Here is a 24,784-nt window from a genome sequence, read left to right on the forward strand (position 1 = left end):
CATGCCCTTGAGGAATATTTTGCATGCCTGCAAAGCATCATGATTTTGCCTCTCGCCGCCAGGCCACGTGGGGCGTGGCTTTAGCGGATCCGATGATTTTTCATATTCCCGTTTGGTCTATGTATAACTTTAAAGATTACTTTAAGAGATAAGCGTCTGCCCCCGATGATTCAGCTCTCGACGGTTGCCCCGCAGGCCCGTCGGTTTTTTCGCTGAAGAAAGCAGGGAGTTAATCAATGGGCAATGTCCAGACCGCCGCCAGTGCACATGAGGCGCAGTGGCGCCAGGCACCGAGTGGTGAGTTGGTCGACCTTGGCCGGCCGCACCGCGCGCCCTTGGGGCAGTTGCGTTTGCAGAAAACCCCCAAGGGGATCTTGAGCCGGCGTGAAGGCATTTTGTTGGGCCTGCTGGCGCTGGCGCTGCATGGCGCGGTGATCTATTGGGTCAGCCAGAAACCGCTGCCGGTGCTGCCGATTGTGCCGCCGGAAATTCCACCGATGACCATCGAGTTTTCCCAGCCGGCGCCGCCGGTGGTGGAGCCGCCACCGCCTGTACCGCCGCCTGCGGTCGTGGAACCACCGCCACCTGTGGTGGATGAGTTGGCGGCCAAGCCGGCGCCACCCAAGCCGATTCCAAAGCCCAAGCCCAAACCGGTGCCCAAGCCCGAACCCAAGCCGGTCGAACAGCCACCTGCGCCGCCTGTGCCTGCACCGCCCGCACCCAAGCCGGCACCCCCTGCGCTCGCGCCGGTAACCCCAGCTTCGGCCAACGCCGCGTACCTGAAGAACCCGGCGCCCGAGTATCCCTCACTGGCCCAGCGCCGTGGTTGGGAAGGCACGGTGTTGCTGCGGGTGCATGTATTGGCCAGCGGCAAGCCCGGTGAAATCCAGGTGCACAAGAGCAGCGGTCGCCAGCAACTCGACGACGCCGCACTGACCGCCGTGAAGCGCTGGAGCTTCGTCCCGGCCAAGCAGGGCGACGTGGCGCAAGACGGCTGGGTCAGCGTGCCCATCGATTTCAAGATTCATTGAGCCTGTGCTCGACACTTTATCGCTTACACCGAGGACCACATCATGACGTTACTGGCATCTCCACTTGAATCCATCGAAAGCGCGGTGATCTGGCTGCTGGTGGTTTTTTCCGTCGCCACCTGGGGCCTGGCCCTGCTCAAGGGCGTGCAGTTCGGCCGCCTCAAGGCTCAGGATCGCAAGTTCCACAAACAGTTCTGGGCGGCGTCGAGCCTGGATTCGGCCGCCGAGCTGAGCGAAACCCACCCCGGCGCTGCCGCTCGTGTGGCCCAGGCCGGTTACGCCGCGATCCAGGTGGGCGATGCACCGCACGCCGCAGACTTGAGCCAGGCGATCAACCATCAGGACCGCCTGGAACGTGCCCTGCGCCAGCAGATCGTGCGTGAACGGCGCTCCCTGGAAACCGGCCTGGCGGTGGTCGCGAGCATCGGCAGTACTTCGCCGTTTATTGGTCTGTTCGGCACGGTGTGGGGGATCATGGAAGCGTTGAAAGGCATCAGCGCCGCCGGCTCCGCCAGCCTCGAAACCGTGGCCGGTCCGATTGGCGCGGCGTTGGTCGCGACTGGTGTGGGGATCGCCGTCGCCGTGCCGGCAGTGCTGGTCTACAACTACTTCCTGCGTCGCCTGAAGCTGACCGCTGCCGACCTGGATGACTTCGCCCATGACTTCTACAGCCTGGCGCAGAAAAATGCGTTCCGCGTGCTGGTCCACCCGGCGCTGCACAAAAACACCGCCCAGGGCAGCGCGCAAAAAGTGAAGGAGGCGTCCTGATATGGCCTTCTCCACCCAAGACAGCGACGAGGTACTGAGTGAGATCAACGTCACGCCCCTGGTGGATGTGATGCTGGTACTGCTGGTGGTGTTTATCGTCACCGCCCCACTGCTGACCAATGCGATCCCGATCAACCTGCCCAAGACCGAAGCCGTGGCCCCGGTGGAGCAGAAAGACCCGCTGGTGGTGAGCATCGACGGCGCCGGCAAAGTGTTTATCAACAAGGATGAAATCCAGCCGGACCTGCTGGAATTCAACCTGCAGGCCGCCAAGGCGAAGGACCCGCAGGTGCGGGTACAGCTGCAGGCTGACGATGGCGTGAACTATGGCGAAGTGGCTCGGGCCATGGCGTCGATTGAGCGAGCGGGGATTACCAAGCTGTCGGTGATTACTGCGCGTTAGTGTCAAAAGCCTCGACAATTTTTTGGCCGTCTCCTTGGCAGGGTGCGGCCTTTTTTTTGCCTGGGATTTAAGTTACGGCACAAAAAATTATGGGAGTGAGCTCATGTGGGAGCGGGCTTGCTCGCGAAGACGTCGGCCCAGCAAGCATTGATGTTGCCTGACCCACTGCTTTCGCGAGCAAGCCCGCCCCCACATTATTTGATCGATGTGGCTGTGTTTTTGGTTATTAATAAATAGCTTCTTATTCCTTAACGAATATATGCCCCATCCCTATACTGGTCAGCAACGTTAAACGCTGCAGGAGGGCACACCCATGCACAGCGAGTTGATCCGTTACCTGATCGTGCCGGGCTGGCAAGGATCGCCAGAAGATCATTGGCAAACCCATTGGCAGAACAGCCTGCCCAACAGCGCTCGCGTGGAGCAGGCCGACTGGCTGACCCCACGCCGCGAAGATTGGGTGGCGGCCTTGGCCGAAGCCATTGCGGCCGACAGCACTCCGGTGATCCTTATCGCCCATAGCCTGGGTTGCATCACCGTGGCGCACTGGGCGGCCAGCGCGCCGTTGCAGTTCCTGCGCCAGGTGCGTGGTGCCTTGCTGGTGGCCCCGGCGGATGTCGAGCGCCCCGCATGTGCGCCGGCATTGCGCAACTTTGCACCGATTCCCCGTGACCTGTTGCCGTTTCCCAGCCAGGTCGTCAGCTCCGACAACGACAGTGCAGTCAGCGCCCCTCGGGCCCTGGAACTGGCGCGTCACTGGGGGGCGGAAGCCGGGATTCTCGCAGGCGCCGGGCATATCAACGTGAAGTCCGGCCACCAGCGCTGGGAGCAGGGTTTCGCCTACCTCTATCGTCTGCAAAACCGTCTGGAGCATCACTCCCGGCGCCGCGCCTAATATCTTTTCAACGCCCCGTCCCTATGAGTGGAATTGGGGCGGGAGCCTGCCATGAGCCTGCATGAAACCTTTGGCCAGCCACTGCTGACCTTCCCCGACGCTGAAAAAAGCCCCCTGAGCATTCGCGCCAAGGCGCTGGTGTTTGTCGACCCCCGTTCAAGGCAACTGCGCGAAGACCTCGAAAGCCTGGCCCCGCGTGCCTTGCCGGTGTTGATTCGTGGCGAAACCGGTAGCGGCAAGGAATTGCTGGCGCGCCATATCCATCGCGGCAGTGACCGCAGCGGCCTGTTTGTTTCGGTCAACTGCGGCGCGATCAGCCCTACCTACGCCGATGCCGAATTGTTTGGCTATGCCGCCGGCAGCCACAACGGCGCCGCCAGCAGCCGGGCTGGCTGGTTCGGCTCGGCCAACGGCGGCACCTTGTACCTCGATGAGATCGGCGACTTGCCGTTGCCGATCCAGATCAAGCTGCTCGCCGCCCTGGAAAACCACGAAGTCACCCGCGTCGGCGCCCATCAACCGAGCCCGGTGGATGTGCGTCTGGTTGCCGCCACCAGCATCGACCTGGCCCAGGCCGTGGCGGTCGGAAAATTCCATGAGCGCCTGTTCCATTACCTCAGCGAAGGCCAACTGGAACTGCCGGCGCTGCGCGAGCGGGTGGGTGACATCCTGTCGTTGGCCGAGTACTTCCTGGGCATCTACAGCCAGCGCCTGGACTTGCCGGTGCCGTTGATCAGCGAGGCCGCGCAGCAGGTGCTGGAGCAGCACAGCTGGCCGGGCAATACCCGGGAACTGGAGAACGTGATCCACTTTGCGCTGCTGGTCAGCAGTGGCGATGAGATCTTGCCGGAGCATTTGAACCTGCCGGTGGCCTCGGTGGTACAGATTGAGCAGCAGGTGCGCCAGATCCTGAGCAGCGGCAACGAAGTCGAGCGCATAGCGTTGACGCGTCTGTTTCAAGGCTTAGGCTCTGTATGAACGAAATGGAATATCAACGTGAATAAAAGGTATTGTTCGGGAATAAAAAATATCGGTATTGTCACTTTCACGCCGCGATAGCACATCGCTGGCACTCCCCTATAAGAAGTGGCCGTCACCGACGTCCCGGATTTTCGATTAAGGACACTGCATGAAAAAGGTTCTGTTGTTCACCGCACTGGCGGCTGCCCTGACTGCCGGTATCGCTCAAGCTAACGAAAAACTGGTGATCGCGGCCACGCCGGTGCCGCACGCCGAGATCCTTGAGCTGATCAAGCCGACCCTGGCCAAAGAAGGCGTGGACCTGGAAATCAAGGTCTTCACCGACTACGTGCAGCCGAACGTGCAAGTGGCCGAGAAGCGCCTGGACGCCAACTACTTCCAGACCCTGCCGTACCTGCAGAACTTCAACAAGGGTAAAGGCACCAACCTGGTCACCGTGGTTGGCGTGCACGTTGAACCGTTCGGCGGCTACTCGAAAAAGATCAAGAAAATCGAAGACCTGAAAGATGGCGCCACTGTTGCCATTCCCAACGAAGGCTCCAATAGCGGTCGTGCCCTGTTGCTGCTGCAGAAGGCCGGTGTGATTACCCTCAAAGACCCGACCAATGCCCTGTCCACGCCAAAAGACATCGCCAGCAACCCGAAGAACCTGAAGTTCAAGGAACTGGAGTCGGCCCTGCTGCCGCGCGTCCTGGACCAGGTTGACCTGGACATGATCAACACCAACTACGCCCTGGAAGCCGGCCTGAACCCGGCCAAGGATGCGCTGATCATTGAATCGTCCGATTCGCCGTACGTGAACTTCCTGGTAGCCCGTCCAGACAACAAGGACAGTGCCGCCATCCAGAAACTGTCCAAGGCCCTGACCAGCCCTGAAGTCAAAGCCTTCATCGAGCAGAAGTACAAAGGCGCGGTGGTGCCGGCGTTCTGATTGAGCAAACCCCCTTCAAGGTTTGAACGCTGAACATCATGTGGGAGCGGGCTTGCTCGCGAATGCGGTGGTGCAGTCACTATCTCTGTTGACTGAGCCACCGCTTTCGCGAGCAAGCCCGCTCCCACATGGGTGGGTGTTATGCCTGCAAATCCCGGCTGTTGATCGCCCGGCGCAACGCCACCAACCACTTCACCAATTCCTGCGGATCAATCGGTTTCGCCTCGCTCATCTGTCATTCCCTCGCTGGTTAAATGGCCCTCAGTCTGGCCATGCGCTGTCCATCCCTGTCGTTCAGCGCTGAAAAATAGACCCTTCCTACACGCCCCAGAACCATAGCTGTCATCTGCCAACCCGGCGAACCCACAGGTTAGTTTTTTGGGTGATATCAATATGCTATTTCGGTATTTAAATTTTATTTTTTATACCTTTAAAGTCAGCGCTTCGCGACGTTACCCACGTCGAACCGGACTGCGTTTACGCCGCATTACCCCTGTGGCGCCCAGGACTAGAAATGACCTTCGATTACGCCTTTATCCTCAGCACCCTGCCGGCGTTTCTCAAGGCCGTGGGGGTGACCTTGCAAGTGGGTTTGATCGCCATTGCCACCTCGCTGCTGGTGGCGCTGATCAACTCGGCCTTGCTGGTGTTTCGCACCCCGTACCTGTCGCGCCTGGTGGCGCTGTACGTGGAGTTGGCGCGTAACACGCCGCTGCTGATCCAGCTGTTCTTCGTGTACTTCGCCCTGCCGGCCCTGGGCTTCAATATCTCCGGGTTCTGGGCGGCGATCATCACCATGACCTTCCTCGGCGGTGCCTACCTCACTGAAGTGCTGCGTGCCGGGGTGGAAGCGGTGCCGCTGGCGCAGATCGAGTCGGGCAAGTCCATCGGTCTGTCCGACTGGCAACTGCTGCGCCATGTGATCCTGCCCCAGGCCGGGATCCTCAGCCTGCCGGCGCTGTTTGCCAATTTCATTTTCCTGCTCAAGGAGACCACGGTGGTCTCGGCAGTGGCAGTGCCGGAGATTCTCTACACCACCAAAAGCTACATCGCCCTCTACTACAAGACTTACGACATGCTCGCCGTGCTCACGCTGATTTGCGTGCTGTTGTTCTTGCCGCTGTCGCTGTTGCTCAGCCGCCTGGAAAGGAGGCTCCAGCATGGCCAGTTCGGGTCTTGAGTTGTTGTGGGTGTCGTTGCCGCAACTGGGCAAGGGGGCCGCGCAAACCCTGTCGATTTCCTTTTTGAGCATCGCCTTCAGCACGGTTGGCGGGGTGTTGTATGGGGTGCTGCGCACCTTGAATGTGCGCGCGATCAACCTGCTGCTGCGTATTTACCTGGAGTTGTTCCGCGCGATTCCGGTGCTGGTGTGGCTGTATCTGCTGTTCTTTGGCCTGCCGATTTTCACCGGCCTGAGCATCCCCAGTTTCTGGTGCGCGGTGCTGGTGCTGTCGTTGTGGGGCGCCAGTGAAGTGGGTGAAGTGGTGCGTGGCGCCTTGCATTCGCTGCCGCGCGGGCAGCGGGAGGCGGGCCTGTCGATTGGCTTGTCGGCGCCGCAGCTCTACGGCTACGTGCTGTTGCCCCAGGCGCTCAAGCGCATGACGCCGCCGACCATCAACGTCTACACGCGGATCATCAAGACCAGTTCCCTGGCAGTGCTGATCGGCGTGGTGGACGTGATCAAGGTCGGCCAGCAAATCATCGAGCGCACCTATGAGTCGGTGTTGATCTACGGCGCGCTGTTCCTGTTTTTCTTCTTTATCTGCTACCCGTTGTCAGCCGCCTCCAAGGTGCTGGAACGGCGCTGGGCCCAAGCATGAGCGCATTGATCGAGTTCCAGGGTTTCAACAAGTTCTTTGGCGAACAGCAGGTGCTCAACGGCATCGACCTGAGCGTGCAAAGCGGTGAAGTGGTGGTAATCCTCGGCCCCAGCGGCTGCGGTAAAAGCACCTTGCTGCGCTGCCTCAATGGCCTGGAAGTGGCCCACAGCGGCAGCCTGCGGTTTGCCGGCAAAGAGCTACTGGATAAACACACCGACTGGCGCCAGGTGCGCCAGGATGTGGGCATGGTGTTCCAGAGTTATCACCTGTTTCCCCATATGAGCGTGCTCGACAACATCCTGCTGGGCCCGCTGAAAGTGCAAAAACGCGAACCCCGCGAAGCCCGTGAGCAGGCGGAAAAACTGCTGGAGCGGGTAGGGCTCGCCGACAAGCGCGATGCGTTCCCGCGTCAGTTGTCTGGTGGTCAGCAGCAACGCATCGCCATCGTCCGCTCGTTGTGCATGAACCCCCAGGTCATGCTGTTTGATGAAGTCACCGCCGCCCTTGACCCGGAAATGGTCAAGGAAGTGCTGGAGGTGATCCAGGACCTGGCGCGCGATGGCATGACCCTGCTGATCGTCACCCATGAGATGGCCTTCGCCCGCGCCGTCGCCGACCGCGTGGTGTTTATGGAGGCCGGCCGCATCCTCGAACACAACACCCCCGAGGCATTCTTTACGAACCCGCAGACCGCACGCGCGCAGCAGTTCCTGGAGAAGTTCTCCTTTGTTTCAACACTGCCCAAGAAAATCAAGGAACTGGAGCTGTCATGAAAACTGCCAAGTTGTTACTGCCGCTGCTCGGCCTCGCCTTACTGGCCGGCTGCAACAAAACTGAAGAACCGGCCAAACCCGCCGCTGCCGAGCCGGCGGCGGTGAGCTATATCGACAAGATCAAGGCCCGCGACAAGCTGATCGTCGGCGTGTTCACCGATAAACCGCCGTTTGGCTTTGTCGATGAAGCCGGGCGCTATGTGGGCTTTGATACCGATATCGGCCGCCAGTTTGCCAAGGACCTGCTGGGCGACGAAAACAAGGTCGAGTTCGTGGCCGTGGAGCCGGCCAGCCGCATCCCGTTCCTGCAGAGCGACAAGGTCGACCTGATCCTCGCCAACATGACCGTGACCCCGGAGCGCAAGGAAGCGGTGGAGTTCACCAACCCCAACCTGAAAGTCGCGGTCCAGGCTCTGGTGCCTAACGACAGCACGGTGAAAAGCCTCGACGACCTGGCGACCCGCACCACCATCGTCACCACCGGCACCACCGCCGATATCTGGCTGACCAAGAACCACCCGGACTGGAAACTGCTCAAGTTCGAAAAAAACTCCGAGTCGTTGCAAGCGCTGTCGGCCGGGCGTGGCGATGCCTATGCCCAGGACAACCTGGTGCTGTTCAGCTGGGCCAAGCAGAACCCGGGCTACCGCGTGCTGGAAGAAAAACTGGGCGATGAAGCGCCGATTGCGCCGGCGGTGAAGAAGGGCAATATCGAACTGCGCGACTGGGTGAATGCCGAGTTGGCGAAGTTGGGTGAAGAGAAGTTCTTGCTCAAGCTGTATGACCAGTACGTGCGTAAAGAACTGAGCGATGACACCAAGCCTGAGAGTGTGATTGTTGAAGGCGGTAAGTGGCAGGGTTGAATCTGCGCTGAATGATCCACCGCTATCGCAGGCAAGCCAGCTTCCACAGGAGAATGCATTCCAAATGTGGGAGCGGGCTTGCCCGCGATGGCGGCAGTACAGGCGCCGCCTACTGAGGCCAATGCCAAGCCGGCTCATCCAGCACCCGCTGCCCCACAATCTGCGTCTGCCCCAGCACCTTCTCCAACACAATCGAATTGCACCCCTCATCCTGCTGCAACGCTGCGATCAAGCGGCTGGCATGGGACACCACCCACACCTGGCAGTGCTTGGATGCCTGGATAATCAGGCGCGCCAAGGCCGGCAGTAGATCCGGGTGCAGGCTGGTTTCCGGCTCGTTGAGCACCATCATCGTTGGCGGGCGCGGCGTCAGCAGCGCGGCGATCAGCAGCAGGTAGCGCAAGGTGCCGTCCGATAGCTCCGCCGCCGACAGTGGCCGCAGCAGTCCTTCCTGATAGAACTCAATGGCAAAACGTCCGCCGCGCAATGGCTCGATATGCAAACGCGCGCCGGGAAACGCATCGCTCACCGCCTGTTGCAAGGCTTCGGGATCGCCGATTTCGCGGATGGTCTGTAGCGCCGCCGCCAGGTCACGGCCGTCGTGATGCAGGACCGGTGTGTGCGTGCCCAACTGCGGCTGGCGCACGGGTGCATCGGCGTCGCTGCGAAAGTGATCATAAAAGCGCCAGCCGCGAATGCTTTCGCGCAGCATCAGCACCTCCGGCGAGCCGCGCAGGCTGCCGACTTGATCAAACAGGCTGTGGTAGTTGGGCGTGTGCTGGGCCAGTACATCCCAGGCGCGGCCGGCACGGGCACGGACCATCGGCCCGGAGCGCTGCACCAACAGACTGGCCGGGCGATAGACATGGCCGGCCCAGATGCATTCTTTCTTGATCTCGGGGTCCAGGGAAAAATATGACGCGCTGGGTTCTGGCAAGCCCAGGGAGATCGCGTAGCTGAAATCCTCCCCGGCAAACCCCAGGCGCAGGCGCTTGGCGCCACTGCGTACGCTCAGTTGCACGGCGACTTCGCCATTGAGCATGCGTCGGCTGATATTTTCTGGGCCGGCCCAGAAGGTTGAATCCAGTCCACCTTCGCGGGCCAGGGCATTGATCACACCGCCCTGGGCGGTTTCCGCCAACAGGCGCAAGGCGCGGTACAGGTTGGATTTGCCGCTGCCATTGGGGCCGGTGATCAGGTTCAGCCGATCCAGCGGTACCACCAATTTATTGATCGAGCGGTAATTGGCCACCGCTAAGGTTTTCAGCATCAAGGGCGTTCCCGGCCTGTGTAGACCGCCATCTTACCCTGTAGGAGCCGGCTTGCCGGCGATCAACCGACGCCATGTAATTCACATAGGCGAAGGCGGAACCCTGAACTAAGCTCACAGTCGCATACACACTGGCACGTCGGTATCACGCAAAAGGAGTCTGCATGGGCGGTCCCACTTCAACCGTTATTTGTGGCGTTGCCCTGCTGGCATTGCTGAGCGGCTGTGGCCAGGAAAAACCTGAAGCCAAGGCCCATTCCAGGGTGTTTGTGCAAACCGTGCAGCCCACCGAATTTGCGGCGGCGGTGACCCTCACCGGGGATATCCAGGCGCGGGTGCAGACCGATTTGTCATTTCGCGTCGGTGGCAAGATTATCCAGCGCATGGTCGATGTCGGCGACCGCGTGACGGCCCGGCAAGTGCTGGCCAGGCTCGATCCCAAGGATTTGCAGACCAATGTCGATTCCGCCCAGGCCCAGGTGGTGGCGGAACAGGCGCGGGTCAAACAGACTGCGGCGGCTTTTGTGCGCCAGGAAAAACTCCTGCCCAAGGGCTACACCAGCCGCAGCGAATACGACGCTGCCCAGGCCGCGCTGCGTAGCAGTCAAAGTGCCCTGGCCGCCGCGCAGGCTCAACTGGCCAATGCCCGCGAACAACTGGGCTACACCGCATTGATCGCCGAGGCACCGGGGGTGATTACCGCGCGCCAGGCCGAAGTCGGCCAGGTGGTGCAGGCCACCGTGCCGATTTTCAGCCTGGCCCGTGACGGCGAGCGCGACGCGGTGTTCAACGTCTACGAATCACTGCTGGCGGAGCCACCGCCGGATGCGCCGATCACCGTCAACCTGTTGGATAACCCGAGCATCAAGGCCGTGGGCCGGGTGCGTGAAGTGACCCCGGCCGTTGCGGCCAACAGCGGCACGGTGCAGGTGAAGATCGCCCTGGATGCCTTGCCCAAGGGCATGCAACTGGGCTCGGTGGTCAGCGCCACCGCCAACGGGCAAGCCAAGGCCAGCATCGAACTGCCTTGGGCGGCACTGACCAAGGATCTCAGCGAGCCCGCCGTTTGGTTGGTGGATGGTGACGGCAAGGCGCAACTGCACAAGGTCACTGTCGCGCGCTACCTGACCGGCAAGGTGATCATCAGCGATGGCCTCAGGGGCGGCGAAAAAGTCGTGGTGGCCGGTGGGCAATTGCTGCACCCAGGCATGTTGGTGGAGATCGCCCAGGCGCCGGATCAGGCCCAGGCCAAGGGGGTGCAGCCATGAAGCGCCTGACGTTGGTCCTTGCCGGCAGCCTGTTGCTGATCGCCTGCTCCAAGGAAGAACCGGCGCCGGAGCCTGTGCGCCCGGTGCTTTGGGTCGAGGTGAAAGCCGAAGACCAGGCCCACCTCGGGCGCTTTGCCGGCAGTATCCAGGCGCGCTATGAAAGCAACCTGGGCTTCCGGGTGCCAGGGCGCATTGCGCGGCGCGCGGTCGATGTGGGCGCCGAAGTCGAAAAAGGCGCCTTGTTGGCAGTGCTCGACCCCACTGACCAGCAGAACCAGTTGCGCGCCGCCCAGGGCGACCTGGCGCGAATCCAGGCGCAATTTATCAATGCCCAGGCCAATGCGCGCCGCCAGCAGGAGTTGTTCAACCGTGGTGTTGGCGCCCAGGCACAACTGGACGTTGCCCAGACCGACCTGAAAACCACCCAGGCCTCCCTCGATCAGGCCAAGGCGTCGGTGGACCAGGCCAGGGATCAGCTCAACTACGCCGAGTTACGCACCGACCACGGCGGCATCGTCACGGCCTGGAATGCCGAAGCCGGCCAAGTGGTGAGTGCCGGCCAACAAGTGGTGACGCTGGCCCGCCCGGATATCAAGGAGGCGGTGATCGACCTGCCCGCCGGCCTCGCCGAACGCCTGCCGGTCGACGTAGTGTTTGTGGTGGCCAGCCAGTTGGATCCCGGCATCAACACCACCGCCACCGTGCGCGAGATCGAGCCCCAGGCGCAAAGCGCAACCCGTACCCGTCGTGCGCGCCTGACCCTGGCCCAGACGCCCGCGGCGTTCCGCTTGGGCACGGCGATCAGCGTGACCCTGAGCTCGGCCATCGCCCCGCGCATCGAACTGCCCGCCAGCGCGGTGCAGGATGTCGAGGGCAAGACCCGCATCTGGGTCATCGATACACAACAACAGAGCGTGCAGCCCCGTGAGGTGACCCTGGTCAGTCGCGATGCCAGCCATGTGGTGCTCAACGGCGGGGTGCAGCCTGGCGAGCGCGTGGTCAGCGCCGGCGTCAACAGCCTCAAGCCCGGACAAAAAGTCAAAACCGACGAGGACAGCCCGCGATGAAAGGGAGCTTCAACTTATCCGACTGGGCACTCAAGCATCAGTCCTTCGTCTGGTACCTGATGTTCGTCGCGCTGCTGATGGGCGTGTTTTCCTACATGAATCTGGGGCGTGAAGAAGATCCGTCCTTCACCATCAAGACCATGGTGATCCAGACCCGCTGGCCGGGCGCGACCCAGGAAGAAACCCTCAAGCAGGTCACCGACCGCATCGAGAAAAAGCTCGAAGAGCTGGACTCGCTGGACTATGTGAAAAGCTACACCCGGCCCGGTGAATCCACGGTCTTCGTGTTCCTCAAGGACACCACCAGCGCCAAGGCGATCCCCGAGATCTGGTACCAGGTGCGCAAGAAGATCGACGACATCCGTGGCGCCTTCCCCCAGGGCTTGCAGGGGCCGTCGTTCAACGACGAGTTCGGCGATGTGTTTGGCTCGGTCTACGCCTTTACCGCCGATGGCATGTCGATGCGCCAGTTGCGCGATTACGTCGAGCAGGTACGCGCCGAGATCCGTGCGGTGCCGGGGTTGGGCAAGGTCGAGATGATCGGCCAGCAGGACGAAGTGATTTACCTGAATTTCTCCACACGCAAACTGGCCGCCCTGGGGATTGACCAGCGCCAAGTGGTGCAGAGCCTGCAATCGCAGAACGCGGTGACCCCGGCGGGGGTGATCGAGGCCGGGCCGGAGCGGATTTCGGTGCGCACCTCCGGGCAATTCGCCTCGGAAAAGGATCTGGCCGACGTCAATCTGCGGCTCAATGATCGTTTCTATCGGTTGGCGGATATCGCTGATATCAGCCGGGGTTATGTCGACCCGGCGCGGCCGATGTTCCGTTTCAACGGCCAGCAAGCCATTGGCCTGGCCATCGCCATGCAGAAGGGCGGCAACATCCAGGAATTCGGCAAGGCGCTGCACCAGCGCATGGATGAGCTGACGGCCGATCTGCCGGTGGGCATTGGCGTACACAAGGTGTCGGACCAGGCAGAGGTGGTGGAAGAAGCGGTCGGCGGCTTCACCAGTGCGCTGTTCGAGGCGGTGATCATCGTGCTGGTCGTGAGTTTTATCAGCCTCGGCCTGCGCGCCGGGTTGGTGGTGGCGTGCTCGATCCCGCTGGTACTGGCGCTGGTATTTGTATTTATGGAGTACAGCGGCATCACCATGCAGCGCGTGTCGCTGGGCGCGTTGATCATCGCCCTGGGCTTGCTGGTGGATGACGCGATGATCACCGTGGAAATGATGATCACGCGCCTGGAAAAAGGCGAAACCCTGGAGCAGGCCGCGACCTACGCCTACACCTCCACCGCGTTCCCGATGCTTACCGGCACCCTGGTGACCGTGGCCGGCTTTGTGCCGATTGGCCTCAACGCCAGCTCGGCCGGCGAATACACCTTTACCCTGTTTGCGGTGATTGCCGTGGCGATGCTGGTGTCGTGGGTGGTGGCCGTGTTGTTTGCGCCGGTGATTGGCGTGCATATCCTCAGCAGCCAGGTCAAACCGCACAATGAAGAGCCGGGGCGCATTGGCCGGGCATTCAATGGCGGCATGCTGTGGGCCATGCGCAATCGCTGGTGGGCGATCGGCCTGACGGTGCTGCTGTTCGTGGCGTCGGTGTTTTCCATGCAGTTTGTGCAGAACCAGTTTTTCCCGTCGTCGGATCGCCCGGAAATCCTCGTTGACCTCAACCTGCCGCAAAACGCCTCGATCAACGAAACCCGCAAGGCCGTGGACCGGCTTGAAGCGATCATCAAGGACGACCCGGATATCGCGCGCTGGAGCACTTACATCGGCCAGGGCGCGATCCGTTTCTACCTGCCCCTGGACCAGCAGTTGGAGAACCCGTATTACGCGCAACTGGTGATTGTCAGCAAGGGCCTGGAAGAGCGCGGTGCGTTGATCGAGCGCCTGCAAAAACGCCTGCGTGATGACTTCGTGGGCGTCGGCAGTTTTGTCCAACCCCTGGAAATGGGCCCGCCGGTCGGGCGCCCGATCCAGTACCGGGTATCGGGCAAGGACATCGACCAGGTGCGCAAACACGCCATCGAACTGGCGACGCTGCTGGACAAAAACACGCACCTGGGCGAGATCATCTACGACTGGAATGAGCCGGGCAAAGTGCTGCGGGTCGATATCGCCCAGGACAAGGCGCGCCAGCTCGGGCTGTCGTCCGAAGACGTGGCGCAACTGATGAACAGCGTGGTCAGCGGCTCGGCTGTGACCCAGGTGCACGATGATATCTACCTGATCAACGTGGTTGGCCGTGCCGAAGACGCTGAGCGCGGTACGCCGGAAACCTTGCAGAACCTGCAGATTGTCACGCCGAGTGGCACGTCGATCCCGTTGCTGGCCTTTGCCACCGTGCGCTACGAGTTGGAGCAGCCGCTGGTATGGCGCCGCGATCGCAAGCCGACCATCACCATCAAGGCCGCCGTGCGCGACGAGATGCAGCCGACCGATTTGGTCAAGCAGCTTGAGCCTGAGATCGAGAAGTTCAGCGCCGGTTTGCCGGTGGGCTACAAGGTCGCTACCGGCGGCACCGTGGAGGAAAGCGGCAAGGCCCAGGGCCCGATTGCCAGCGTGGTGCCGTTGATGCTGTTTTTGATGGCGACCTTCCTGATGATCCAGTTGCACAGTGTGCAGAAGATGTTCCTGGTCGCCAGCGTCGCCCCGCTGGGGCTGATCGGCGTGGTCCTGGCGCTGATTCCCACGGGTACGCCCATGGGCTTTGTGGCGATCCTGGGGATCCTGGCGCTGATCGGCATCATCATCCGCAACTCGGTGATCCTGGTGACGCAGATCGATGCCTACGAGTCGGAGGGCTACACACCGTGGGATGCCGTGGTGCAGGCCACCGAGCATCGGCGCCGGCCGATCCTGCTGACGGCGGCGGCGGCCAGCCTGGGCATGATCCCCATCGCCCGGGAAGTGTTCTGGGGCCCGATGGCCTACGCGATGATCGGCGGCATCATCATCGCCACCTTGCTGACGTTGCTGTTTTTGCCGGCGCTGTATGTGGCCTGGTACAAAATCCGCGAGCCCTCGTAGGAACCGGTAAGACGGGTCCTACAGTGCGGTGGGGGCTGTGGGAAACGTCTCAAAGTCTTAATGGGTCGCTTTTCGGGTAACCAATTGTTTTACCCTCCAGGCTTTCACTTGTGTGAAGGTCTTTGCCATGTCTCGTTGTCTGCGCCATACCTTGATGGTTTGCATGCTGTTGCTCTCGCCCCTGGCGATTGCCGGTACCGTGCTGGAAAACGCCCTATGGCGCATTGAGCTCGACCCGGCGACCCTGGCCGTGCGCGTCACCCCTGCTGGCAGCGAGCCGGTGCAGGCCTCCAGTGGCGTTGCGGCCCATGGGGTCAGCCAGTTGCAACAGTCCAGCCGACAGGCCGATTGGCAATGGGATAACGGGGCCTATCGCCTGAGTGCCACCCTGGACCAGCGCGACCTGATCCTCACCGTCACCGCCCGCGAGGCGGCTGAGCTGGAAATCCTCCGACAACCGGCCAGCGCCATGGGCAAGGGCTTGATCTGGCCGCTCGCCGAAGGGCATTACATCCCCGCCGGCAATCGCCTGTGGCAAGACTTCCTGCTTGAATATGGCGATGTGAACAGCACTCAGGACCTCAGCCTGCCGTTATGGGGCGTCGACCATGGCACGTTTACCCTCAACTGGCTGCTGACCAACCCGTACAACAATCGCTTGCAGTGGCAGGCCGAGGGGCAGCGCCTGGGGTTGTCGGTGCGCCATGAGTTCACCGCACTGGACCCGGCCGCGCCCATGACCCTGCGCCTGAACCTGGGCGAGGCCGACTTGCTGGCCGGTGCCAAGCGCTATCGCCAGTGGCTGGTGGAGCAGGGGCTGTACGAGCCGCTGGCAGAAAAACTGCAACGCCTGCCTGCCGGCGAAAAACTGTTGGGCGCGAGCCATGTGTACCTGTGGGGCAATGACCTGCTTGGCCTTGGCGATGTACGCGACTGGGTGCAGTTACGCGCATTGTTGCGCGCACCGGATGGGTTGGGCGCGCAACTCAATGGCCTGCTGGATGCTGAGGCGGCGCAGGTGGTGCAAGCCGCCCAGCCGTTTCTGGATCGCTACCAGCAAGCCGTGCTGCTGCGAGGACTCAATGCGGCGCTTAACAAAAAGGCGCGCCAGGGCTGGCAAGCCAGGACCGAGCCCGACATGCACGCGCTTGCCGAAGGCTATGGCACTGTCCGCCGGCAACTGGCGCTGGCGTTCGCCGGCGCCTTGAGTGTCACCCCCGAAACCTGGGGTAGCACGTTGTCCGCTGCGACGATAAAAACCCTACGGGACAGCGGCCTGCAACGCCTGCTGCTGACCCTGGGCGAAGGCTGGGAGGGCGGGCTCTGGCACCCGGAGGTGGTGCGCAAGGGGGTCGAGGCCGGGTACTTGATGGCGCCTTACGACTCCTACGAGACCGCACTGGCAGATACGGAAAACCCTGACTGGACCACCGCGCACCTGGGCAGCCGTGCCTACCGTGACTGCGCGATCATGCTGAAGAATGGCCAGCTCAAGACCGGCTTCCAGAAGTCCGGGCACTACACCGACCCACGTTGCGTGCGCCCGCTGCTGCAAGCACGGGTGGCGGCGGTGCAGGCCAAGGCCGGGTTCAATGCCTGGTTTCTCGATGCCTACGCCACCGGCATGCTGTTTGACAGCTATCGCTCAGTACTGGGCATGACCCAGGCGCAGAACGCCGAGGGGAATGTCGACGCGGCGCGCTGGATCGCCAACCACCTCCAGTTGCCGGTGGGTTCCGAAGACGGCAACGCCACCACCGCCCGAGGCGTGCTGTTCGCCCATGGCATGCAGACGCCGGTCATGGGCTGGGGCGACCGCGAGATGACCCAGGATAAACAATCGCCTTACTACGTGGGGGCCTGGTACCCACCGGAACAGCCAGCGGTATTCTTCAAGCGCGTGCCACTCAAAGAGCCGCTGCGCACTGTGTACTTTGCCCCGGCGATGCGCCTGCCGCTGTATCAGGCGGTGTTCCATGGCTCGGTCATCACCACCCATCACTGGCTGTTCGATAGCCTGAAGCTGAGCAATGTGCAGGCGGAGAACGAACTGACCCAACTGCTTTACAACGTACCGCCGCTCTATCACTTGAGCGCTGCTACGTTGAAACAGCGCTTGCCAATGATCCAGCGTCAGGATGGGTTCTTTCGCCCGTTGCATGAGCGTCTGGCGACCCAGGCACTGACAGATTTTCGCTGGCTGAGCGGCGACCGGCTGCTGCAGCAGACGACCTTTACCGATGGCACGCGGTTGGTGGCCAATTTTGCGAGTGAGCAGAGGGAGGGGTATGCGGGGCGCAGTGTGACGGCGTTGGTGGTGGGGGCAGAGCCGGTGGTGTATCAGGTGGATTAGCGGCGCCTGTGAGTCCATCGCGGGCAAGCTCGCACACACATTTGAGAGTGTTCACAAATCAATATGTGGGAGCGGGCTTGCTCGCGAAAGCGCCAGATCAGACACCCCGGTCTCTAAGCCTTACGCCACACACTGGCCAACCAGGGCTGCTGCTCGCGCGGCAGTCCTGCCGGGCGATAGTAGTGCTCCAGCTCCACAAACCCCGCCGTGGTCAGCAGCTCCTGCCAGGCCGCAAGGTCGTGATACGAGCCATAACGCGGCCCATTCCAGCCCTCCTGGTTTTCCCCCCTGGGATTGGAGCTGAACAACACCCCACCCGGCTTCAACGCTCCATGCAACTGCCTGAGAATACGCGGCAGTTCCTGCTTGGGAATATGAAACAGCACCGCATTGGCAAAGATCCCATCGAACCGCCCGGCCGGCAGGTCGAGCTTGAGGAAGTCCTGGTGCAGCACCTCGCAGCCGCTGTCCTGGCGCGCCATCTGCGCGAAACGCTCGGCGCCATCGAGCCCGACGGCGATATGCCCCCGCCGGGTAAACGTCTGCAAATCCCGCCCCGGCCCACAGCCGAAATCCAGCACGGTAAACGGTGCATCACCCTGGATATGCCGCAGCAACGCCTCGATGTTCTGGCTCACATCATGGTCGCGGGTGCCTTCGCGAAAGTCCTCGGCCACCTGGTTGTAGTGGCCCAGGGTGGTGGAGGTGATCTGGTCGAGGTCGTCGGGGGCGAGTTTCATGGCAGTCGGCACCAGGGCAAAGAGAGGTGCCGACTATACCTCAGCGCTTGTTGAGCACGCGCGCCAGGCGATCGCCGCCCAGTTGAATCACCGCCACCAGGATCACCAGCAGCACAATTACCGTGAGCATGATCTGGCTGTCGAAGCGCTGGTAGCCGTAGCGGTAGGCGATATCGCCCAGGCCACCGGCGCCAATCGCCCCGGCCATGGCCGACGAGTTGATCATGGTCACCAGGGTAATGGTGAACCCGCCGACAATCCCCGGCAGCGCTTCCGGCAACAGCACATGCCAGACGATATGCCAGCGCCGGCAGCCCATGGCCTGCGCGGCTTCGATCAGGCCATGGTCGACTTCGCGCAGGCTGACCTCGGCGATCCGCGCAAAGAACGGCGTGGCGGCGATGGTCAGCGGTACCACGGCGGCCCACACGCCGTAGGTGGTGCCGACGATCAGGCGGGTGAAGGGGATCAGCGCCACCATCAGAATCAGGAACGGGATGGAGCGGAACAGATTGACGAACGCCCCCAGCACCCGGTTCAACGCCGGGGCCTGGTAGATGCCGCCCTTGTCACTGGTCACCAGGAACACCGCCAGCGGGATACCCACCAGCAACGCGATCAGCGACGACACGCCCACCATCAACAAGGTGTCGATGGCGCCCTGCAATAAACGATCAAACCACATAGCCCAGCACCTCGACCTGTTGTGCCCAGCGCGTGGCGCGGGTGCGTAATGTGTCGGCGTCCAGGGTTGAGCCCGTCACCGCCAGCAGCAACTGCCCCAGTGCATGCCCTTGAATGCGTTCGACCCCGCCTTGCAGCAGGCGCACGCGCCCGCCGAGGGCGCTGAACAGCGCTGCCAGGTCCGGCTCGTCGGCGCTGGCGCCGGTGAATTGCAGGCGCAGCACCACGGCCGCATCTGCTGACTGTGGCGTGGCCTGCAAGCGTTTTTGCAGCTCCTCGGGCAAGCCGTGTTGCAGGGGCGCGAGCAAGGTCTTGCTGACGTCATGCCGAGGGTTGCCAAACACTTCCCACACCGGGCCCTGCTCGACGACCCGCCCGTGCTCCAGCACCACCACGCGGTCACAGATTTCGCGGATCACCGCCATCTCATGGGTGATCAGCACGATGGTCAGGCCCAGGCGCTGGTTGATCTCGCGTAACAGGCCGAGGATCGACTGGGTGGTCTCCGGGTCCAGGGCCGAGGTGGCCTCGTCGCACAGCAGGATCTGCGGGTCGTGCACCAGCGAGCGGGCGATGCCCACGCGTTGCTTCTGGCCGCCGGACAACTGCGCCGGATAAGCCTTGTGCTTGTCCTGCAAGCCCACCAGTTCCAGCAGTTCACGCACTTTTTGCTCGCGCTGTGGCTTGGGTACGCCGGCGACTTTCAGCGGCAGTTCGACGTTCTGCCACACGGTCTTGGCCGACATCAGGTTGAAGTGCTGGAAGATCATGCCGATGCGCCTGCGCAGGGCCACCAGGTGGTCTTCGTCGAAGTCGCCGATATCCACTTGATCGATCAGCACCCGGCCGCTGCTGGGTTGCTCCAGGCGGTTGATGGTGCGGATCAGCGACGACTTGCCGGCGCCGCTGCGGCCGATGATGCCGAAGACTTCGCCGCGCTGGATCGCCAGGTCGATGCCTTGCAGCGCATGCACTGTGCCGTCATAGGTTTTGCCCAGGTTGATAAAACGCACATGGGCGTGGTTCAGGTCAGGATGCAGTTCTGTCTGCCGGGCGTCCCTGGGCGGTGTGCCCAGGTCGCGCAGTTGGGCGTTGGCGGCGCTCATGCTTAGCCTTCCCAGCCGACTTGGTAGAGCTTGCCCAGAGATTTATCCAGGGCCGCGCGAACCACCGGCGAGTGCTGGTAGATCTCGACGAACTTGATCACCCGTGGGTCGGTTGTGCCTTTGGGCTGGGTCACGAACTGGATCACGTATTCCGGGTGGTCGAGGCCGTCGAACAGCAGCGCCGACTCGGCATTGAAGGTCTTGGACAGGCGGATATACGCCGGGTAGCCCTGCACCAGATCGGCATCGTCATAGGCGCGCACCAGTTGCACCGCTTCGACTTGCAGGATCTTGATCTTTTTCGGGTTGGCGACGATGTCTTCTTCGGTAGCCTTGTAGCCAACGCCCGGCTTGAGGGTGATCAAGCCCGCCTTGGCCAGCAGTTGCAGGCCACGCCCGCTGTTGATCGGGTCGTTGGCGATGGCCACGCTGGCGCCTTGGGGCAGTTCGTCGAAGCTTTTGTATTTTTTCGAGTAGAGGCCCACGTTATTGATGATCCCGGGCTTGTACGGCACCAGGTCAAAACCGGCGGCGGCCTTGGCGTTTTCCAGGAACGGAATGTGCTGGAAGTAGTTCACGTCGATATCGCCGGCGGCGAGGCTGACGTTGGGCGCGATCCAGTCGGTGAATTCCACCAACTCGACTTTCAGGCCCTGCTTGCCGGCCTCTTCGACGGCGGCCTCCAGGGGAATGGCAAAGGCGGCGGTGGTGCCGACTTTGAGCGGCGCATCGGCGGCAAACACCGCCGAGCTGAATAGACCGAGGGCCAGGGCCAGTGCTTTGACTGGGTGGGAGAGCAGTGTTTTTTTCATCATTGATATTCCAAATGTAGGAGCGAGCTTGCTCGCGAAAGCCCTGAGTGCGCCTCGGGGTATCAGGCACCCCGCGTTATCGTTAACGATTTTCGCGAGCAAGCTCGCTCCTACAGGGGTTAGTGGCGGTAGGTGGAGCCGGTGTGTTGTTTGGGTAAATGGGCATCGCGGTGGAAGACTTTTTCGCGCAGGGTGCCCGCGTCATAAGCAGTCTTGTATGACCCACGCTTTTGCAACTCGGGAATCACCAGCTCGATAAAGTCCACATAGCTCTCCGGTGTAACAATGCGCGTCAGGTTGAAGCCATCCAGGCCGGTCTCGGCGATCCAGGACTCCAGCTCATCGGCCACCTGTTCAGGCGAACCCACCAGGGTGATATAGCGCCCGCCCAAGGCGTGTTGCTCCAGCAGTTTGCGACGGGTCCAGTCGTTGTTTTGCAAGGCCTTGGTGGCTGACTGGATGGCGTTGCTCTTCACGTATTGGATTGGTTCATCCAGTTCGTACTGCGAAAAGTCGATGGCGGTAGACGCACTGAAATGCGCCACGCCGGCTTCGGCACTGGCGTAGCTCAGGTACTCGGCATGCTTGGCCCAGGCCAGTTCCTCGGTGGCGCCGACAATCACGTTGAGGCCCATGAACACCTTGATGTCGTCTGGGTTGCGCCCGGCCTCGACCGCACTGGCGCGTACCTTGTCCACTTGCACCTTGGTCGCGGCCTTGTTCTGCCCGCTGATAAACACGCACTCGGCATGACGCCCGGCAAACAGCAGGCCGCGCTCCGAACTGCCGGCCTGGAACAGCACCGGCGTGCGCTGCGGCGAGGGCTCGCACAGGTGATAGCCCTCCACCTGGTAGAACTCGCCATGGTGCTCGACCTTGTGCACCTTGCCCGGCAGGGCATAGATCCGTTGTTGCGGGTCGTTGAGTACCGCGTCGTCTTCCCAGCTGCCTTCCCAGAGTTTGTACAGCACCTCCAGGTATTCGTCGGCCTGGTCGTAGCGCCGGTCATGCTCGACCTGCTCGGTGAGGCCCATGGCCTTGGCGGCGCTGTCCAGGTAGCCAGTGACAATGTTCCAGCCCACCCGGCCACGGCTCAGGTGATCCAGGGTGGACATGCGCCGGGCGAACAGATACGGCGGCTCGTAGGTCAGGTTGGCGGTCAGGCCGAAGCCGAGGTTCCTGGTCACGGCGGCCATGGCCGAGACCAGCAGCAGCGGGTCGTTGACCGGCAGTTGGATCGACTCCTTGAGCGGCACGTCGATCGAGCCTTGATAGACGTCGTACACCCCGACGATATCGGCGATGAACAATCCGTCGAACAGGCCGCGCTCCAGCAGTTGCGCCAGTTCAGTCCAGTATTCGACGGTCTTGTACTGGGTCGAGGTGTCCCGTGGATGGGTCCACAGCCCATGGTTGATATGCCCGATGCAGTTCATGTTGAAGGCATTGAGCAGGATCTTTTTCTTCGGCATCAAATGGTCCCCCGCAGTGGCGGGTTTTCATCGTTGAGGTAGTAATTGCCGACTGCGTGATACTTCCAGCGCACTGGGTCGTGCAACGTGTGCACCCGGGCATTGCGCCAGTGGCGGTCCAGGCCATGTTCGGCGAGGGTCGCCTGGCTGCCGGCGAGTTCGAACAGGGTGCTGCCGGTGGCCAGGGAAATTTCGGTGCTCAGGGCGCGGGCTTCGGCCACCGCAATCGACGCCGCAGCGACAGTTTGCGCGTTGCTGTCGGCCTGGGCGCGGTCGAGGTATTCACCGGAGCGCTCCAGCAGGGCTTCGGTGGCGTGCAGGCGCACGCTCAGGTGGCCGAAGCTCTTGAGGGTCAGCGGGTCTTCGCTGGCCTTGTCGTTGCCCGAGTCGATCCACGGCCGGGTCTTGGTGCGCACAAAATGCAGGGCATCTTCAAAGGCCGCGCGGGCGATGCCGGTGTCGATGGCGGCGTGGAGGATCTGGGCCAGCGGGCCCACGGTGGTCGGGCGCTCGAAGGCGCTCTGGAATGGGATCACGTCTTCGGCCGCGACCCATACCTTGTCGAACACCACCGAGCCGCTGCCGGTGGTGCGCTGGCCAAAGCCGCTCCAGTCGTCGATCACCGTCAGGCCCTGGCTGTCGTGCGGGACAAAAGCCAGTTGCTGCACGCCGTGCTCGTCCACCACCGAGGTGGGAATGCGCTGGGCGTAGATCGCGCCGGTGGCGTAGAACTTGCGGCCACTGATACGAAATCCGTCGCCGTCACGGGTAAGCGCGGTCACCCGGTCATGGGCAGTCTTGGTGCCCAGTTCCGCAAGGGCATTGCCAAAGCGCTGGCCGGCCAGGACCTCGGCGTACAGGCGTTGCTGCTGAGCCGGGCTGCCATTGACCCGCAGCACTTCCAGGGCATAGAAATGGTTCTGCGGGATCTGCCCCAATGAAGCATCGGCCTGGGCGATCAGCGCGATGACCTTGGCCAGGGTGACGTTGGATACGCCAGCGCCGCCGTAGGCCTTGGGCACGCTGATGCCCCACAGGCCGGAGCGGGAAAAGGCTTCCAGCTCGGCGAGCGGCAGGCGGCGTTCGCGGTCGCGCAGGGCGCTGTCGCGGCGAAAGTCTTCGGCCAGGTCGCTGGCGACAATCAGGGCTTGTTCATCGCTGGTGATGACCGCGACAGGATGGGAAAGCGTCATGTTTTTCTCCAGATGTCTGGTCGTCAGATCCAGGAATGCCGGGCCGGCAATGTTGCGTTGAGGTGCCAGGCGCCCACCGCGTGATACTTCCAGCGCACCGGGTCGTGGAGGGTGTGTACCCGTGCATTGCGCCAGTGCCGGTCGAGGTTGAATTCGGCAAGGGTGGCGCGGCTGCCGGCCAGTTCGAAGAGCTTCTCGCTGACCAGCAACGAGACTTCGGTGGTCAGCACCTTGGCTTGTGCCACGGCAATCGAGGCCCGTGCGGCGGAGTGCTCGGTGATGGGCGCGGCGCTGACCTGGTCCAGTACCTGGCCGGCCTTGCGCAGCAGCGCTTCGGCGGCGTGCAGTTCGATTTTCAGTTTGCCGATATCGGCAATCACGTAGAGGTCATCACTGGCGCGCTCGACCTTGGCGTCGATCCAGGGTCGCGCGCGCTCACGTACAAAACTGATGGTGTCGTCGAGGGCGCCACGGGCGATACCGGCGTCGATGGCCGCCTGGATCAATTGCGAGACCGCGCCCTGGATGCCGGGGCTTTGCCCCAGGCGCCAGGTCGGCACCACCAGATCGGCGTCCACCGGCACGTTGTTCAGCAGTACGGTGCCGCTGGCGGTGGTGCGCTGGCCAAAGCCCGACCAGTCATCGACGATGCGCAACCCCGGCGCGGCGCGGCGCACAAAAGCCATGACCTGGCGACCTTCGTCGTCCAGCGCCTTGACCGCGACCCAATGGGCAAACAGCGCGCCGGTGGAGTAGAACTTCTGGCCGTTGATGACAAAACCGTCACCCTCGGCACTGATCCGGGCCTTCAAGTCCAGGGTGTTTTTAGTGCCGCGCTCCGGGCCGCCATTGCCGATGCGCCAGCCATCGAGGACGCTTTGGAACAACTGCTTCTTCTGCTCTTGGCTGGCGGCGCCTTGCAACACATGCAAGATGCCGAAATGGTTCTGCGGGATCTGCCCCAGGGCCGGGTCGGCGGCGCTGATAATCGCGAACACTTCGGCCAGGGTCACGAACGACACTTGCGGACCACCGTATTCGCGGGGGATGGAAATACTGCCCAGGCCGCTGCGGGTGAACTGTTCGATCTCGGCCCAGGGCAGTTTGCGCTGGCGGTCGCGCAGCCCGGCTTGCAGGCGGGCGGCCTGGGCAAGCTCATGGGCAGCGGCAAGGGCTTCACTGTCGTTGCGCAACACCTTGGTGGGCAACAGCAGCGGGGCGATATCCAGATCACTCTGGAGAGGCGATTGCGCCAAGTTAGACATCGGTGCGCCCCTGCGTGGCGACACGTAATGCCCTGGCGTTGTGCACCGGGG

Annotated in this window: 22 protein-coding genes; 14 read left to right on the forward strand and 8 right to left on the reverse strand. The window is 62.3% G+C overall.

From position 1 onward, the window contains the following. The first annotated feature begins 236 nt into the window (after nucleotides 1-236). The 10 genes from BFQ03_RS27745 to BFQ03_RS27790 all read left to right on the forward strand — a co-directional run bounded on the left by BFQ03_RS27745 (nucleotide 237) and on the right by BFQ03_RS27790 (nucleotide 8,465). Nucleotides 237-1,031: an energy transducer TonB gene (locus tag BFQ03_RS27745; protein ID WP_065944463.1), complete on the forward strand. Its 795-nt coding sequence runs from the start codon at nucleotides 237-239 to the stop codon at nucleotides 1,029-1,031. A gap of 42 nt (nucleotides 1,032-1,073) precedes the next feature. After that, the gene (locus BFQ03_RS27750) at nucleotides 1,074-1,799 is read left to right on the forward strand and encodes a MotA/TolQ/ExbB proton channel family protein (protein WP_032856551.1); all 726 of its coding nucleotides are present in this window, start codon (nucleotides 1,074-1,076) and stop codon (nucleotides 1,797-1,799) included. 1 nt (nucleotide 1,800) lies between these two features. Further along, a complete protein-coding gene (locus tag BFQ03_RS27755; RefSeq protein ID WP_032856552.1) occupies nucleotides 1,801-2,202 on the forward strand; it encodes an ExbD/TolR family protein in 402 nt (133 codons plus the stop codon). Nucleotides 2,203-2,515: 313 nt separating this feature from the next. After that, nucleotides 2,516-3,097: an alpha/beta hydrolase gene (locus tag BFQ03_RS27760; protein WP_065944464.1), complete on the forward strand. Its 582-nt coding sequence runs from the start codon at nucleotides 2,516-2,518 to the stop codon at nucleotides 3,095-3,097. Nucleotides 3,098-3,148: 51 nt separating this feature from the next. After that, nucleotides 3,149-4,075, forward strand: coding sequence for a sigma 54-interacting transcriptional regulator (locus tag BFQ03_RS27765; RefSeq protein ID WP_065944465.1), 927 nt, complete (start codon nucleotides 3,149-3,151; stop codon nucleotides 4,073-4,075). 151 nt (nucleotides 4,076-4,226) lie between these two features. Then, the gene (locus BFQ03_RS27770) at nucleotides 4,227-5,009 is read left to right on the forward strand and encodes a MetQ/NlpA family ABC transporter substrate-binding protein (protein WP_032856555.1); all 783 of its coding nucleotides are present in this window, start codon (nucleotides 4,227-4,229) and stop codon (nucleotides 5,007-5,009) included. A 514-nt stretch (nucleotides 5,010-5,523) separates the two neighbouring features. After that, nucleotides 5,524-6,189, forward strand: a complete 666-nt coding sequence (locus tag BFQ03_RS27775) for an amino acid ABC transporter permease (protein ID WP_065944466.1) — start codon at nucleotides 5,524-5,526, stop codon at nucleotides 6,187-6,189. Beyond that, nucleotides 6,170-6,829 (forward strand): amino acid ABC transporter permease, encoded by a 660-nt coding sequence (locus tag BFQ03_RS27780; protein ID WP_065944467.1) that lies wholly within the window; start codon nucleotides 6,170-6,172, stop codon nucleotides 6,827-6,829. The genes BFQ03_RS27775 and BFQ03_RS27780 overlap by 20 nt, the downstream gene beginning before the upstream one ends. Continuing rightward, nucleotides 6,826-7,602, forward strand: coding sequence for an amino acid ABC transporter ATP-binding protein (locus BFQ03_RS27785; protein ID WP_065944468.1), 777 nt, complete (start codon nucleotides 6,826-6,828; stop codon nucleotides 7,600-7,602). The genes BFQ03_RS27780 and BFQ03_RS27785 overlap by 4 nt, the downstream gene beginning before the upstream one ends. Then, nucleotides 7,599-8,465, forward strand: a complete 867-nt coding sequence (locus tag BFQ03_RS27790) for a transporter substrate-binding domain-containing protein (protein WP_065944469.1) — start codon at nucleotides 7,599-7,601, stop codon at nucleotides 8,463-8,465. The genes BFQ03_RS27785 and BFQ03_RS27790 overlap by 4 nt, the downstream gene beginning before the upstream one ends. A gap of 109 nt (nucleotides 8,466-8,574) precedes the next feature. Here BFQ03_RS27790 and BFQ03_RS27795 read toward each other — a convergent pair whose 3' ends face one another. Next, a complete protein-coding gene (locus BFQ03_RS27795) occupies nucleotides 8,575-9,735 on the reverse strand; it encodes an AAA family ATPase (protein ID WP_032856560.1) in 1,161 nt (386 codons plus the stop codon). Between the two features lie 164 nt (nucleotides 9,736-9,899). On the opposite strand from BFQ03_RS27795, the gene BFQ03_RS27800 reads away from it, so the two are divergent. From BFQ03_RS27800 to BFQ03_RS27815, 4 genes are all read left to right on the forward strand, one after another. Then, nucleotides 9,900-11,003 carry an efflux RND transporter periplasmic adaptor subunit gene (locus tag BFQ03_RS27800; protein WP_065944470.1) on the forward strand — a complete coding sequence of 368 codons (1,104 nt, stop codon included), beginning with the start codon at nucleotides 9,900-9,902 and terminating at the stop codon, nucleotides 11,001-11,003. After that, entirely contained in the window at nucleotides 11,000-12,070 is a 1,071-nt protein-coding gene (locus BFQ03_RS27805) for an efflux RND transporter periplasmic adaptor subunit (RefSeq protein ID WP_065944471.1), read from the forward strand. The genes BFQ03_RS27800 and BFQ03_RS27805 overlap by 4 nt, the downstream gene beginning before the upstream one ends. Further along, a complete protein-coding gene (locus BFQ03_RS27810) occupies nucleotides 12,067-15,108 on the forward strand; it encodes an efflux RND transporter permease subunit (protein ID WP_065944472.1) in 3,042 nt (1,013 codons plus the stop codon). The genes BFQ03_RS27805 and BFQ03_RS27810 overlap by 4 nt, the downstream gene beginning before the upstream one ends. A 127-nt stretch (nucleotides 15,109-15,235) precedes the next feature. After that, on the forward strand, nucleotides 15,236-17,461 hold the full coding sequence (locus BFQ03_RS27815) for a glycoside hydrolase (RefSeq protein ID WP_065944473.1): 2,226 nt from the start codon (nucleotides 15,236-15,238) through the stop codon (nucleotides 17,459-17,461). A gap of 113 nt (nucleotides 17,462-17,574) precedes the next feature. Here the strand turns inward: BFQ03_RS27815 and BFQ03_RS27820 are convergent, their stop codons facing one another. The 7 genes from BFQ03_RS27820 to BFQ03_RS27850 form a co-directional block, all read right to left on the reverse strand. Continuing rightward, on the reverse strand, nucleotides 17,575-18,201 hold the full coding sequence (locus tag BFQ03_RS27820; protein ID WP_065944474.1) for a class I SAM-dependent methyltransferase: 627 nt from the start codon (nucleotides 18,199-18,201) through the stop codon (nucleotides 17,575-17,577). A 40-nt stretch (nucleotides 18,202-18,241) separates the two neighbouring features. Then, nucleotides 18,242-18,886, reverse strand: coding sequence for a methionine ABC transporter permease (locus BFQ03_RS27825; protein ID WP_032856565.1), 645 nt, complete (start codon nucleotides 18,884-18,886; stop codon nucleotides 18,242-18,244). Then, on the reverse strand, nucleotides 18,876-19,991 hold the full coding sequence (locus BFQ03_RS27830) for a methionine ABC transporter ATP-binding protein (RefSeq protein ID WP_032856566.1): 1,116 nt from the start codon (nucleotides 19,989-19,991) through the stop codon (nucleotides 18,876-18,878). Before BFQ03_RS27830 ends, BFQ03_RS27825 begins: the two co-directional genes overlap by 11 nt. Nucleotides 19,992-19,993: 2 nt before the next feature. Next, nucleotides 19,994-20,803 carry a MetQ/NlpA family ABC transporter substrate-binding protein gene (locus BFQ03_RS27835; RefSeq protein WP_065944475.1) on the reverse strand — a complete coding sequence of 270 codons (810 nt, stop codon included), beginning with the start codon at nucleotides 20,801-20,803 and terminating at the stop codon, nucleotides 19,994-19,996. 119 nt (nucleotides 20,804-20,922) lie between these two features. Beyond that, nucleotides 20,923-22,275: an LLM class flavin-dependent oxidoreductase gene (locus tag BFQ03_RS27840; protein ID WP_065944476.1), complete on the reverse strand. Its 1,353-nt coding sequence runs from the start codon at nucleotides 22,273-22,275 to the stop codon at nucleotides 20,923-20,925. Continuing rightward, complete coding sequence (locus tag BFQ03_RS27845) at nucleotides 22,275-23,468, reverse strand: SfnB family sulfur acquisition oxidoreductase (RefSeq protein ID WP_065944477.1); 1,194 nt, start codon at nucleotides 23,466-23,468, stop codon at nucleotides 22,275-22,277. Before BFQ03_RS27845 ends, BFQ03_RS27840 begins: the two co-directional genes overlap by 1 nt. Nucleotides 23,469-23,491: 23 nt before the next feature. Then, a complete protein-coding gene (locus BFQ03_RS27850; protein WP_065944478.1) occupies nucleotides 23,492-24,733 on the reverse strand; it encodes an SfnB family sulfur acquisition oxidoreductase in 1,242 nt (413 codons plus the stop codon). Nucleotides 24,734-24,784 lie beyond the last annotated feature (51 nt).

This window comes from Pseudomonas sp. 25 R 14 (assembly GCF_900004755.1).
GTDB classification, from domain to species: Bacteria; Pseudomonadota; Gammaproteobacteria; order Pseudomonadales; family Pseudomonadaceae; genus Aquipseudomonas; species Aquipseudomonas brenneri.